Here is a 12,949-nt window from a genome sequence, read left to right on the forward strand (position 1 = left end):
ATCCTGCGCCGAATATTGTGCGGGCCCCCGTGTCGGCCGATAACCTTCTCGAGGGGTGCCGAAAACCGGCTGCATGATAAAGCGTTTCGGCTGCACGCGCAGGGCGGGCCGGGCGCATCGCCCGCTTCTGTCGATTACGGATGGCGGGGGTGCATGCCGGCACGCTAGGGTAACGGCGCTCTCGCGTCGCGAGAGCCATTCAGTTCAGGGAGAATGCGTTGAGCGAGTCCACAGTCACGCCGGACGGCGGCGACCGGAATCCGGAACAGGGCGACAGCCACGTGCTGCGGCTGTTCGAGCGGCCCATCCAGATCCGCTCGTTCATCATGACCGCCATTCTGGTGATCCTGCTGCTCTATACGCTCTACTTCGCGCGGTTCATCTTCATCCCGATCGCGCTGGCGCTGATCTTCAATCTGCTGCTCGGGCCGGTCGTCACCAAGATGCAGCGCATCTACATGCCCCGCTGGATCAGCGCGCTGCTGTTGATCGGCAGCTTCGCGGCCATCGTCGTCTACGGCGCCTATACGCTCATGGGCCCGGCGCAATACTGGCTCAATCACGCGCCCGAAGCGTTCACCTCCTTCGACGAGAAGACGAGTCAGCTCCAGGAGCAGATCCAGGAGATGAACGAGAGCACCGAAAAGATCAAGAAAGCCGCGACCGAGATGATCGGCAAGGCGGCCAATCGCCAGACCATCACCATCAACGAGGAAGGCCTGCGCGATCAGATCGTGGCCAATCTGCAGTGGACGGCCGGCATCCTGTTCATGACCCTGATCATGCTTTACTTCATGTTGTGCAGTCGCGGGTTCGTGTTCCGAAAACTGCTGATCATGACGCGAACGGGGCGAAGTCGACGCAACGCAGTGCGCATCGTGCGGCATCTGCAGAGCGATATCAGTCGTTATCTGGTCACGGTGACCGCGATCAATATCCTGCTGGGCGCGAGCGCCGGGCTGGTGCTTTGGATGATCGGCCTGACCGATCCCATCCTCTGGGGCGTGCTGGTGGGCGTGCTCAATTTCGCCCCCTATGCCGGAGCGGCGATCTCGCTGGCGGCGATCACGCTTGCCTCCTTCGCCACTTTCGACACGCTCGGGCACGTGCTTGCCGCGCCAGCGGCGGTGTTTGCGCTCAACGTGCTCGAGGGCAACTTCGTGACCCCGGCCATCCACGGCCAGCGTTTCGAGATGAGCCCGCTGATGGTGTTCTTCGCGCTGTTCTTCTGGGGCTGGCTATGGGGCGTGGCGGGCATGCTCATGGCCGTGCCGCTGCTGGTGGTCTGCAAGGTCACCTTCGACCACATCGAGGAGCTGCGTCCGCTCGGTCGCCTGCTCGGGCGCTAGCGTCGCGGCGGCGCGAGCGGGGGCGGCTACTGGCGCAGGAAGAGGAAGTAGCCGAGGAACACCACCGCGAGCGCGATCATCAGCGGGTGGATTTCGCGATGCCGGCGTGCCGCCAGCATGGTGATCGGGTAAGCGATGAAACCCAGCGCGATGCCGGTGGCGATGGAATAGGTCAGCGGCATCAGCAGCACGGTGAGAAATGCCGGTACCGCGGTCTCGAAGCGGTCCCAGGCGACATGCTTGAGCGAAGCCGCCATGAGTACGCCCACCACGATCAACGCCGGTGCCGTCACGGCTTCGGTGACCACCGCCAGTAGCGGCGAGAAGAACAGCGCGAGCAAAAACAGCACCCCGACCACGACCGCGGTGAAGCCGCTGCGTCCGCCGGCGGCCACGCCCGAGGCCGATTCGATATAGGCCGTGGTCGACGAGGTGCCGATCAGCCCGCTGGCGGTGGTCGCCAGCGCATCCGCGAACAGCGCGCGCCCGGCGCGCGGCAGCTTGTTGTCGCGAATCAGGCCGGCCTGGCGGGCCACGCCCATGAGCGTGCCGGCGGAGTCGAAGAAGTCCACGAAAAGCATGGTGCCGATGACCACCGCCATCTGCGGGGTAAACAGGTCGGGCAGATGCGATATCGCCGCGCCGGCGACCGGGCTGATATCCGGCACAGGGCTGACGATATGCTCGGGCAGGCCCACCAGCCCCGTCGCCATGCCGACGATCGCGGTAATGACCATGCCGAGGAATATGGCGCTGGTCAGGCGCAGCGTCATCAGGACCACGGTGACCATCAGGCCGAAGATGGCGAGCAGGGTATGCGGATCGGTGAGCGGCGCAAGGCCGACCAGCAGCGCGTCGTCGTTGACGATGATGCCGGCATTGGTCAGACCAATGAAGGCGATGAACAGGCCGATGCCGGCGGCCACGGCGTGCTTGAGTTCTTCCGGGATGGCGTTGATCACGCGCTCACGCAGGCGTGAGACCGTCAGCGCCATGAAGATCAGGCCGGAAACGAACGTACCGGCCAGCGCGGTCTGCCAGTCGATGCCCATGCCGAGCACCACCGAGAAGGCGAAGAACGCGTTCAGCCCCATGCCCGGCGCCTGGGCGATCGGGTAGCGCGCCAGCAGCCCCATCACCAGCGAGCCGAAGGCGGCGGCCACCGCGGTCGCGGTGAATACCGCGTCGCGTGGCATGCCCAGGCCGTCGGCGTCCGGCACCGACGCCAGCGACAGCACCGTCGGGTTCACGAACAGGATGTAGGCCATCGACAGGAAGGTGGTCAGACCGGCCACGCTTTCCGTGCGCCAATTCGTACCGAGGGTTTCGAAATCGAAGTAGCGGGCGATGGCGTTCAAGGCGGATCCTGCGCTCGGGCGTTGTCAGGCCGCGCATGATACAAAAAACATGCCGCACGACGCCCGCGCCGCGGGGCCTGGGTGGCTAAGCGCGGCCCGTGTCAGACTTTTTCGGCCGCCGGCGTTCCATCTGGCGCGCCAGGCGACTGCTGCGCGCCACGTCGGAGAGGGTGAGCACGCCTTCGACCTCGCGCGGATGGCTCATCCGGCCATCGGCGGTGACCAGCGCGACCTCGCACTTCGCGGCACGCAGGCGCCCGACGATATCGAAGATCATGTCGTCGGCGCCGACCACGATGTAGTCGGTCTCCATATGCTCGTCGGCCCAGCTGCGAATCCGCGCACGCCGCGTCAGCCGGTAGTGCCGGCGCGAGGAAAAGATCGCCTGGATATTGTGATCGGCGTCCATCACCAGCACGTTCGGCGTCTGGCGGCCGAAACGCCGGAAGCGCCGGCGAATCTCGGCCAGGCCGCGGCTGTTGCCGACCCGTACCACCCGCGGGTCGTAGAAGTCCGAAGCCTTCTGGAGCATGAACAGATTGGTCTCCAGCGAGCCCGGCACCGGATGATTGCGCCGCGTCAGCTTGAAGGTATAGACCGTGTCCGCCATCAGGAACTGGCGCACGTAATAGGCGATCGACACCACGATGATCATGGGGATGATCACGTGATAGTCGCGCGTCATCTCGAAGATGATCACGATCGCGGTGAGTGCGGCGCCGGTGGCGCTGGCCACCACGGCGGCCATGCCCAGCACCGCCATGGTCGCGACGTCGAGCTCGAACCAGGGCGCGACGTGCTGCATGCCCACCGCGAAGGCCCCGCCGAGCGTGGCGCCCAGATACAGCGCCGGCGAGAACACGCCGCCGGATGCCCCCGAGCCGAGCGTGAGCGAGGTCGCCAGCAGCTTGGCCACGAACAGCAGCAGCAACAGCCACGGGGCGGTCAGTGCATTCTCGAGAATGTCCTGAATCGTGGCGTAGCCCACGCCTTCGATGTAGTAACGCCCGGTCAGCGAGACGAACGCATACATCATCACGCCGACCAGCCCCATGCCGAGAACATGGCGCAGGTAGTCGTTACCCGGCATGCGCTCGAACGCGCCCTCGAACAGATAGATGCTGCGCGTGAACACCAGTGCGGCCAGGCCCATCACCACGCCGAACACAACATAAACGCCGAGCAGCTCGGGCGAATTTAGGTCCAGCGCGTTATTGGCCAGCGCCGGAATGTCGAAGGAGGGCGTATTGCCGAACAGCGCCCGGCCGACGAACGACGCCGCGCCCGTGGCCAGCGCGACGGGAATCAGCGTGCGCCCGGAGGTTTCGGGCAGGATGATCTCGATGGCGAACAGCAGCCCGCCGAGCGGGGCGTTGAAGGTCGCTGCGATGCCCGCGGCCGCGCCCGCGGCGATCAGCGTATTGCGCTGCCACTCGCGCAGCATCGTCGCCTGGCCAAGGCTCGAACCGATGGCCGAGCCAATCTGGATGATCGGTCCTTCGCGGCCCACCGCGCCGCCGGTCGCGATCGAGATCGACGACGCGAGCGCCTTGGTGGCCGCCACGCCGGGACGAATACGCCCGCCCTTGTAGTAGATCGCGTCGATGACTTCGGGCACGCCGTGGCCCTTGGCCTCGGGGGCGAAGTTCTGCACCAGAAAGGTCACCGCCACCGCGCCGAGCATCGGCACGATGATGATCCAGGCGCCGAAGGGGCTGGCCGCGGTGTGCGCGTTGGCGTCGTAGGCCCGCGAGAGTTCGCCGAAGAAGGCGAGATTGTGGAAGACGGCGATCAGATCGCGGAATATCGAAGCGCCATAGCCTGCCGCAATGCCCACGCCCACGGCGAGCAGGCTGAGCACGAGGCCAGAACGTTCGATAGTGCGCGGCCGAGCCAATGCCTTCCCTTGATCGGTGAACCGGACAGGCGAGCCGCCGAGAGCCGTACTCGCGCACCCGTCGGGGCCGATGGACATCGTCGGTTGCGGCGCTGCCAGACGCTGGCGCGGCCGCCTGAATTGCGTGGAGTATACAGCAACCGCGGGCGCAACCGAAGCCGTGGCGTGGCCACGACAGGCGAATTCGGCCTGTTAAGCTCGGTCGGGCATGAGCACGGCACACCGGATCAACGCACTGCGGCATCGGCTCAAGGCGCCGGTGGTGAAATGGCTCGGCGCGGAGTCGCGCCCGCTGGGCATGCCGCGCAACGACTTCGCGCGGCTCTGCGAGCATCTTGCGCGTGCCGATGTCGTGCTCGTCGAGGGGCGCTCGCGGGTGTCCGGCGTGATCCAGAGTGTGACCCTGAGTGCATGGACCCACGCCGCCCTGCATCTGGGCACGCTCGCAGAAGTCGCCGCGCGGGGCGCCGACGTGCAGGCCCTGCGCCGCGAGGGCGCGTCCGACAACACGCCTATCCTGCTCGAGGCCGAACTCGGGCGCGGCGTGCATCTGTCGCCGATCACGCGGTATCGCCACGAGCATCTGCGCCTGTGTCGTGCGCGAGAGCTCACCGCCGACGATGCCGATGCGGTGGTCGACTTCTGCCTGCAGCGTCTGGGCACGCCCTACAATCTGCGCCAGATCACCGATCTGCTGCGGTTCTTCTTCCCCTACGGCCTGCTGCCCAGGCGCTGGCGCTCCACGCTGTTCGAGATCGGGCACGGCGACATGGCGCGCACGATCTGCTCCACGCTAATCGCCCGGGCATTCGCCAGCGTGCGCTACCCGATCCTGCCCACCCTGCATCGCGGCGAGGACGGCGCGATGGTGTTCCATCGGCGCAATGCGCGGCTGATCACGCCGCGCGATTTCGACCATTCGCCGTATTTTGACATCATCAAGTATCCGTTTTTCGGCGACGACGTCGCGCGTTACCGCGAGCTGCGCTGGGAGGACGAGACCGAGCCGTAGCCCGTCCGGCAGGCACGGCCGGCCCGGGCCCGCCCGGGCGCGTTACTTCGAGAACATGTGCGTGGCGTGGGTAATCGCGCCGCCGGCGCGGATCGCGGCTGCCACGACGGCCGTCTCGCTGAGCTCTTCGTCCGACGCGCCCGCGTCTCGGGCGGCCTGGGTATGGAGCTCGATGCAGTAGGGGCACTGTGTGGTCAGCGCCACGGCGACGGCGAGCAGCTGCTTGGTCTTGCCGTCGATCGCGCCGTCGGCAAAGGCCGCCTTGTCGAAGGCCCAGAACGCCTTCATGCCGTCCTTGGCGTTCTTGTCGAGTTCGCCCAATCGTTCCAGATTTCCGGCTTCGTACATGGTGTCTCCTCCGATTCCAGTCGGCTGTTAATACTTGGTTTTTATCGCCACCGCAGAGATGGCGTCCCATCGACACTGCGCCGGCCTTCGAATGCTGTCAACGCAACGGTTGGCGGCGCGCGGTGAACATCGATGGCCGCCTGCTGTCCCTAGCCGGTAAGGCTTTCATGGCGGAACAGGGCGATGCGACATATCCACGACAGGCGCTTCGCGCGTAGCCCGGCACGCCGCGTGTTGCTGGGCTGTTTTTTGGGATTCGTCGCGCTGGGCGGCGCGGGTTGCAGCGGCCACGGCGTGGCTCAGGCACAGTCGGCCGAGAGCGCCCCGGCCTTCGCGCATTACCGCAACGCGCGCTACGACTATGAGTTCGACTACCCGGCCAGTTTCGAAGCCGAGCCGGTCGCCGGCCACGGCGATGGCCGCGTGATGCGTTCCGATCAGGCCACGCTGCGCGTGTTCGGTGTGCAGCTGGCGGGGCGTTCGCTGCGCGCGCTGGCCGCCAGCGAGATCGCCGATCCGACCGCGGCAAGCGAGATCCAGAACAGCGAGGGCAGTGTGGTGCTCGTGCAGGAACAGCCGCACACGACGCGCACCGTGAAAACGATCGCGCTCTCCGGCGACCGGGCCGCGGTACTGGTGATCGACGGCGCGCTGGCGCCGCCCAACAGCCGCGAACGCCTGCTGGCCAGTTTCAAGCCGGTGTCGCAGGGGGCAGCCGACGACGGCGAAACCGACGCCGATCGGCGCTACCGCAATCCGGCGCTGGGTTTTTCCATCGAGCGCCCGCGGGGCGCGCGAGTGTCGCGCGATAGCGCCGACAGCGTGTCCTTTGCCGTTCTCGGCCCCGCGAACCAGGCAGCCAGCGAAATCAGCGACGGCTTCACGCTCACCGTGGTGCGCGATACGCGTATCGACGCCGATACGCTGGCGGAATATGCCGAGGCGGTTCGCCCGGACGGCGCGCCGTCGGCCCAGCGCCTGACCGTGGGCGATCAGCCGGTACTGCGCTACGAGAGCCAGTCGGAACTGGGCGATACGGTTACCCATTGGCTGTTCATGCCGGCCACCGGCGGTCTTTACCACGTGAGTGCGACGGTCAGCGGGCCGACGCGGGATTATCCGTCCCAGATTCGCGACATGCTGGCGAGCCTGCGCTTCGACGCGGGCCAGGCATCCGCGCGATAGACGTCAAACCGGCGGCAACGCGCCCGCGCGGACGCTCAGCGCGGCTGGCTCTGCCGGGCGCCGGGTGCGGGCCGGGTCGCCAGAAAGACCGCGATCAGGCACAGCCCGGCGATCACGCCGGCCGCCAGCGGCCAGTAATCGATATGCCACCACACGATCACGGCGCTGACTGCAATCATGGCCAGGGCCGTGCACTTGGTACGTAGCGACAGCGCCCGTTCGCGCTCCCAGCTCACGATGGCCGGGCCCGCGTAGCGGTTGGCACGGATCCACGCGGCAAAGCGTGGCGAACCGCGCGACGCCAGCGCCAGTGCAGCCAGCATGAAAGGCGTCGTGGGCAGCAGCGGCAGGAACACGCCCAGTACGCCGAGCGCGAACAGAACCGCCGCCCCGGCCACCTGCAGGCGCTGGACGAGCGTCATGCCGGCACGCCCGACTCAGGCGGCGTGGCGACGCGGTTGTACGCGCGGGGCAAAGGCATGGCGCGATGCTACGCCGTGCGCCGCGTCGCTGTCATGCGCTCATCCTCGGCGAAGGCGAGCCCGTATACTCGGGTTCGACTCCCCGCCAGGACGAGGTGATGGTGCACCGTCGCAATGCCAGGAAACTTTCGCTCGACACGCCGGTTCGGCGAGACGGCCGCGGGCGTCGCGCCGGCACGCCGGTCAACATTCCCTTCAAGGGTTGGCGCGATGTGGTGCTGCGCGTCTACCACGCCTTTAACGACAACAATCTCTCGATCATTGCCGCCGGGGTGTCTTTCTACGGCATGCTGGCGATCTTTCCCGGCGTCGCGGCCTTCGTGTCGGTTTATGGGCTCATCCAGGATCCGGCGAACGTCGTGGACCAGATGGAGGCGCTGTCCGGCGTTGTGCCGCCGGATGTCGTGTCCACCGTCACCGGGCAGATGACCCAGGTGGCCGCCCGGCCGGAAGCCTCGCTGGGTTTTGCCGCGCTGTTTACGCTGGCGCTCGCACTGTGGAGCGCGCGCAAGGGCACGACAGCGCTGATGATCGCGCTCAATGTCGTCTATGCCGAGCGCGAGACGCGCAATTTTTTCGTCAAGATCGCGGTATCGCTCGCCCTCACGCTTGCCATCGTGCTCGGTCTGAGCGCGGTGGCCCTGCTGGCGGCGGGTGTGCCGCTGCTGCTGGCCGGGCTGGGTTTCGGCGACTGGATCGTGGCGGTCGGCCGCGGGGTCGGGCTGGGCGCCGCGGCGCTGCTGCTGATGATCGGCATCGCCGGGCTGTATCGCTATGCGCCCAGTCGCCGGCCGCCGAAGTGGCGCTGGGTCATGGTGGGCGCGGCAGTGGTCACCGTATTCTGGATACTCGGCTCGCTGGCGTTCTCGGTCTATGTGGCGTTCTCGGATTCCTATTCCGCGACCTACGGCTCGCTCGGCGCCGTGGTCGTGGTGCTGACCTGGCTCTATATCACCGTGCTGATCATGCTCGTGGGTGGGGAGCTCAACGCGCAGCTGGAATTCCAGACCGCGCGCGACACCACCACCGCGGGCGATCGGCCCATGGGTCAGCGCGGTGCGTTCGTGGCCGACAATATTGCCCAGCGCGCCGAGGAAATCGATTTCGAGAAAAACAAGACAGGGCCCGGTTGATGACACACGCCGAAGACTTCTGGATCGACAGCAGCGCGGCGCCTGCCGAACGGATCCACGTGCGCGAAAAACATGCCGATGGTGAGCCCACGGCCCCCGGCAAGGCCGTGCTCTTCGTGCATGGCGCGACCTATCCGGGCGCGATGTTCGACGTGCCGGGCAGCAGTTGGCTCGATCACGCCGTGGCGGATGGCTACGCTGCCTATGCGCTCGACGTGCGCGGTTACGGTGCCTCGACGCGCTCTGCGGCGCTCGACGCGCCCGCCGCGGACAACCCGCCGTTCGCGCGTGCCGAGAGCGCGGTCGCCGACATCGCGGATGTGATCGCGGCCATCCGCGAACGCGCCGGCGTCGACACCGTGGATGTGGTCGGCTGGTCCTGGGGCACGATGACCACCGGCATGTATGCCGCGACCCGGCCGGGCACGATCAACCGCCTGGTACTGTTCGCGCCCGTGTTCTGCTGCGAGCAACGCACCCGCATCGCCGCACTGGCCGATCCCGACGATGCGCTTCGCCTGCGCCCGCTCGGCGCCTACCGCACCGAAACCGCTGCCCAGGCGCGCGAACGCTGGGACGCCGAAATCACCGTCGAAGACCCGGCCGAATGGCGCGACCCGGCGATTATCGACGCCTGGTTCACCGCCATGCTCGCCGACGAGCCGGGTGATGCCGTGCGTGCGCCCAACGGCGTGCTCGTGGATCTGTGGGAGGCGTTCAACGGCCGCGCGCGCTATGAACCGGGCGAGATCGACGTGCCGGCGCTGGTGATCCGTGCCACCCAGGACGCCACTGCCGTGCGCGACGACGGGCTGGCGCTGTTCGACCGGCTGGGGAGTACGCACAAGCAGTACGACGAGATTGGCCGCGGCACCCATTTCCTGCTGCTCGAGCGCCGTGCCCCGCAGCTGTTCACCCGTGTGAGCCGGTTTCTAGACAGCCCGCTCTGACAGGCCGCTCAGCCCAGTACGGCGCGCAGCAGGAAGTAGAACACCGCCGTGAACAGCGCCGCGCCGGGTAGCGTGAGCAGCCAGCCGAGGAACACGCCCCGGAGCACCGACAGATCGAGCGCGCGCAGCCCGCGCGCCATGCCCACGCCCAGCACGCCGCCGACCAGCGTCTGGGTGGTGGATACCGGCAGCCCGAAGAAGGTCGCCAGAACCACGGTACTCGCGGCGGCCAGCTCGGCCGCAAAACCACGCGTCGGGGTCAGCTCGGTGATGCGCGAGCCGATGGTGCGCATCACCTTGTGGCCATAGGTCGCCAGGCCGAAGACGATGCCCGCGCCGCCGAGGATCAGCACCCAGCCGGGCAGCTCCGAGCTTTCGCCGACCGCCTGCGGGTCATTGAGCACATTGATGATCGCGGCGACCGGGCCGACCGCGTTGGCCACGTCGTTGGAGCCGTGGGCGAAGGCCATGGTGGCCGCAGTGAACACCTGCGCCACCGCGAAGATGCGCTCGACGTTGCGGTAGCGATCGGAGGCGCGCGCCTCGGCCGACAGATCGATCCGTCGCAGCAGCGCCGCGCTCGACGCCGCCGCGACCAGGCCGAGGGCCACGGCGCCGGCCACGCCGGCCCCGATGCTCAGCTCCAGACCGATATGCGACAGCCCCTTGATCAGCGTCACGAGGCAGATCACGAACGCCGCGAGGAATACATAGGCCGGCAGGTAGCGGCGCGCGCCCACGGCCGGGTCCGGATGGTTGAACACCAGCCGGCGGATGGATTCGAACAGCAAAAAGGCGATCGCGCCGGCCAGTAGCGGCGATACAACCCAGCTGGCGGCGATCTTGCCGATTTCGCCCCAGTTCACCGGCCCCGCCCCGAAGGCGACCAGCGCGAAGCCCAGAATGCCGCCGACGATCGACTGGCCGGTCGAGACCGGCACGCCGCGCATCGAGGTCACGACCAGAAAGCTGCCGGCACCGAGCAATGCGGAGAGCATGCCGATGACCAGCGTGTCCGGGTCGTCGGCGACGATCTGTGGGTCGATGAGCCCGCCGCTGATGGTTTCGGTCACCTCGCCGCCGGCCAGCCAGGCGCCGAGGAACTCGAAAACGCCGGCGATGATCACCGCCTGACCCAGCGTGACGGCGCCGGAACCCACCGACGTGCCCATGGCATTGGCGACGTCGTTGGCGCCGATGCCCCAGGCCATGAAGAACCCGAAAAGACAGGCCAGGATCAGCAGCAGATCGGCGTGTTGCGCGATGATCGACATGTAGCAGGCCTTAGCGCGCGCCGCGACCGGCGGGGAAGACGTGATCCACGACGGAGCGGCCCATGGGCTCTACGGCGGCGGCAACAAAGCGGTTGGCGTTAACGATGACGACTCTCACGGGTTGGCGCGGCGCGCGCAGGGTAGCGCAAAGCAAGCGTCAACGGGCCATCATGATCTGCAGGCGCGCGCCCACGGCTTCGGCGCGGTCGGATATGCGCCCGATCCAGTGGATCACGCGATAGAGGAAAATCACTTCCAGCGGGGGCAGTTCCGCTTCCAGTGCCAGCAGCTGGCTGCGAATGCCCACCTGCGCCTCGTCCGCGCGTTTTTCCAGCCGGCCGAGCTCGACCACCATGTCGGCGATCATCTCGCTGACATTGCGCCCGAACCCGGAGTCCAGCAACTCGTCGATTTCTTCCAGCACCTTGCGTGCCTGGTGTACGGCCTCGATGGAGATCTGCAGGTATTCGCGGATCGGCGCATCGAGGCTGTCCGGGAACTGCATCTTCCGGCCCGTCATCAGGCCGGATATGTCCTTGACCTTGTTGATGATCTTGTCCTGCACGTCGATCAGCACGAGCAGGTCGGAGCGCGAGATCGGCAAAAACAGCGTGCTGGGCAGATTGAGCCGGATCTTGTCCTTGAGGTCGTCGGCGTTGTGCTCGCATTGGGAAATGCGTTCGTGCACTTGTTCGGCGGCCGTCCAGTCGCCGGCGCGGCTGGCATCGAGATACTCGACCAGCAACGCGGTGCCGCGATCGACTTCGTGAATATGCTCGGTCAACGCGCCGAACGGCGAGCGGCCGAACAGGCGCGATAGCGGACTGGTCTTGCTCGGATCCATGGCGTCCTCCTTTTACCCCCGAATATCCACCCGAATGTCCATGATACGGGCAACGTCACGCGCGGGGCGCGATTCGCCGCGGCAGGCGGCGATCCGGGGCGATCTAGCGGTTGTGGTCGAGATGCGCGGCGCGGCGCGAGCCTTCGGCAAGCGCGGCCAGGTCGAGATCGCCCTCGCCGGCTGCCAGCGCTTCGCTGAGCCGCTCGCGTACGGCCGCACCCACCGGCAGCGGCACGTTCTCGGCTTTCGAGGCCGCCAGCGCCAGGTCCATGTCCTTGGCGCCGAGCGCGAGCTTGAAGCCTTCGGGGTTGTCGTATTCGCCTTGGGCCATGGCCGGCGCGTAGCCCATATAGGCCGGGCAGCCGAACACCGAATTCGTGATGATCTCGAGAAAATCCGCGCGTTCGATGCCGTAGGCCGAGGTCAGACTGGCGGCCTCGCCCATGGCCTCCACCGCCGAGACCAGCATGAAATTGGTCGCGAGCTTGATGGCGTTGGCCTTGTAGGCGGCTTCGCCGGCGGGCCAGACTTTCTGGCCCATCGCCTCGAGCGCCGGGCGAGCGCGCTCGATGGCGTCGTGGTTGCCGGCCGCGACGATATTCAGCTTGGCGGCCCTGGCGATGTCCGGTCGGCCGAGTACCGGCGCGGCCACATAGTGGCGGTCGGCGTTTTCGTGCCGCGCCGCCATGCGCCGCGCGCACTCGACCGAACAGGTCGCCATGTTCACGTGCACACCGTTGTTCGGCATCGCTTCGATCAGGCCATGCGCGTCGAGCACCGCGGCGAGCGCGTCGTCATCGGCCAGCATGGTGATCAAAACGTCGGACGCCGCGGCCCCGGCGGGCCGTTCAGCGCGGCGGGCGCCGGCTTCGACCAGTGGCGCGACCCGGTCGGGGGAGCGGTTCCAGACGGTCACGTCGAAGCCCGCCGCGATCAGGTTGTGCGCCATGTGCTGGCCCATGGCGCCGAGACCGATGAATCCGATACGCATAGTCAGGTTTCCGCACGATTAGCTGTAGAGCGCAGGTTAACACCGCGGTCGAACGCCGGACGGGTCGCTGCGCATGCCGTGCATCGGCGCCGGCGCCATCGATAGGGGAACCTTGGGAAATACGTG

The 12,949-nt window shown here is 67.1% G+C and carries 12 protein-coding genes; 5 read left to right on the forward strand and 7 right to left on the reverse strand.

Annotated features, from left to right (window positions below):
- The first annotated feature begins 218 nt into the window (after positions 1-218).
- Complete coding sequence (locus tag J7355_RS07795; protein WP_209061438.1) at positions 219-1,349, forward strand: AI-2E family transporter; 1,131 nt, start codon at positions 219-221, stop codon at positions 1,347-1,349.
- A 26-nt stretch (positions 1,350-1,375) separates the two neighbouring features.
- Here the strand turns inward: J7355_RS07795 and J7355_RS07800 are convergent, their stop codons facing one another.
- Both J7355_RS07800 and J7355_RS07805 read right to left on the reverse strand, forming a co-directional pair.
- Positions 1,376-2,707: an NCS2 family permease gene (locus J7355_RS07800; protein ID WP_247739852.1), complete on the reverse strand. Its 1,332-nt coding sequence runs from the start codon at positions 2,705-2,707 to the stop codon at positions 1,376-1,378.
- Positions 2,708-2,792: 85 nt separating this feature from the next.
- The gene (locus J7355_RS07805) at positions 2,793-4,568 is read right to left on the reverse strand and encodes a chloride channel protein (RefSeq protein WP_209061440.1); all 1,776 of its coding nucleotides are present in this window, start codon (positions 4,566-4,568) and stop codon (positions 2,793-2,795) included.
- 244 nt (positions 4,569-4,812) lie between these two features.
- Here J7355_RS07805 and J7355_RS07810 point away from each other — a divergent pair, with 244 nt between their 5' ends.
- Positions 4,813-5,616, forward strand: a complete 804-nt coding sequence (locus J7355_RS07810; protein WP_209061442.1) for a hypothetical protein — start codon at positions 4,813-4,815, stop codon at positions 5,614-5,616.
- Positions 5,617-5,658: 42 nt separating this feature from the next.
- Here J7355_RS07810 and J7355_RS07815 read toward each other — a convergent pair whose 3' ends face one another.
- Positions 5,659-5,964: a carboxymuconolactone decarboxylase family protein gene (locus J7355_RS07815; protein WP_209061444.1), complete on the reverse strand. Its 306-nt coding sequence runs from the start codon at positions 5,962-5,964 to the stop codon at positions 5,659-5,661.
- Between the two features lie 183 nt (positions 5,965-6,147).
- On the opposite strand from J7355_RS07815, the gene J7355_RS07820 reads away from it, so the two are divergent.
- Positions 6,148-7,149, forward strand: coding sequence for a hypothetical protein (locus J7355_RS07820; RefSeq protein ID WP_209061445.1), 1,002 nt, complete (start codon positions 6,148-6,150; stop codon positions 7,147-7,149).
- Positions 7,150-7,184: 35 nt separating this feature from the next.
- On the opposite strand, the gene J7355_RS07825 is transcribed toward J7355_RS07820, so the two are convergent.
- Positions 7,185-7,571: a YbaN family protein gene (locus J7355_RS07825; RefSeq protein WP_209061447.1), complete on the reverse strand. Its 387-nt coding sequence runs from the start codon at positions 7,569-7,571 to the stop codon at positions 7,185-7,187.
- A 65-nt stretch (positions 7,572-7,636) separates the two neighbouring features.
- On the opposite strand from J7355_RS07825, the gene J7355_RS07830 reads away from it, so the two are divergent.
- Both J7355_RS07830 and J7355_RS07835 read left to right on the forward strand, forming a co-directional pair.
- Positions 7,637-8,764: a YihY/virulence factor BrkB family protein gene (locus J7355_RS07830; protein WP_209061449.1), complete on the forward strand. Its 1,128-nt coding sequence runs from the start codon at positions 7,637-7,639 to the stop codon at positions 8,762-8,764.
- Positions 8,764-9,714 carry an alpha/beta fold hydrolase gene (locus J7355_RS07835; protein ID WP_209061451.1) on the forward strand — a complete coding sequence of 317 codons (951 nt, stop codon included), beginning with the start codon at positions 8,764-8,766 and terminating at the stop codon, positions 9,712-9,714. The genes J7355_RS07830 and J7355_RS07835 overlap by 1 nt, the downstream gene beginning before the upstream one ends.
- Positions 9,715-9,722: 8 nt before the next feature.
- Here J7355_RS07835 and J7355_RS07840 read toward each other — a convergent pair whose 3' ends face one another.
- The 3 genes from J7355_RS07840 to J7355_RS07850 all read right to left on the reverse strand — a co-directional run bounded on the left by J7355_RS07840 (position 9,723) and on the right by J7355_RS07850 (position 12,823).
- Positions 9,723-10,988 carry an inorganic phosphate transporter gene (locus tag J7355_RS07840; RefSeq protein WP_209061453.1) on the reverse strand — a complete coding sequence of 422 codons (1,266 nt, stop codon included), beginning with the start codon at positions 10,986-10,988 and terminating at the stop codon, positions 9,723-9,725.
- A 157-nt stretch (positions 10,989-11,145) separates the two neighbouring features.
- Entirely contained in the window at positions 11,146-11,832 is a 687-nt protein-coding gene (locus J7355_RS07845) for a TIGR00153 family protein (protein WP_209061455.1), read from the reverse strand.
- A gap of 103 nt (positions 11,833-11,935) precedes the next feature.
- Positions 11,936-12,823, reverse strand: coding sequence for an NAD(P)-dependent oxidoreductase (locus tag J7355_RS07850; RefSeq protein ID WP_209061457.1), 888 nt, complete (start codon positions 12,821-12,823; stop codon positions 11,936-11,938).
- Positions 12,824-12,949: the final 126 nt, after the last annotated feature.

The sequence above is a fragment of the Endozoicomonas sp. G2_2 genome, from assembly GCF_017744135.1.
Taxonomy (GTDB): Bacteria; Pseudomonadota; Gammaproteobacteria; order Nevskiales; family Salinisphaeraceae; genus Salinisphaera.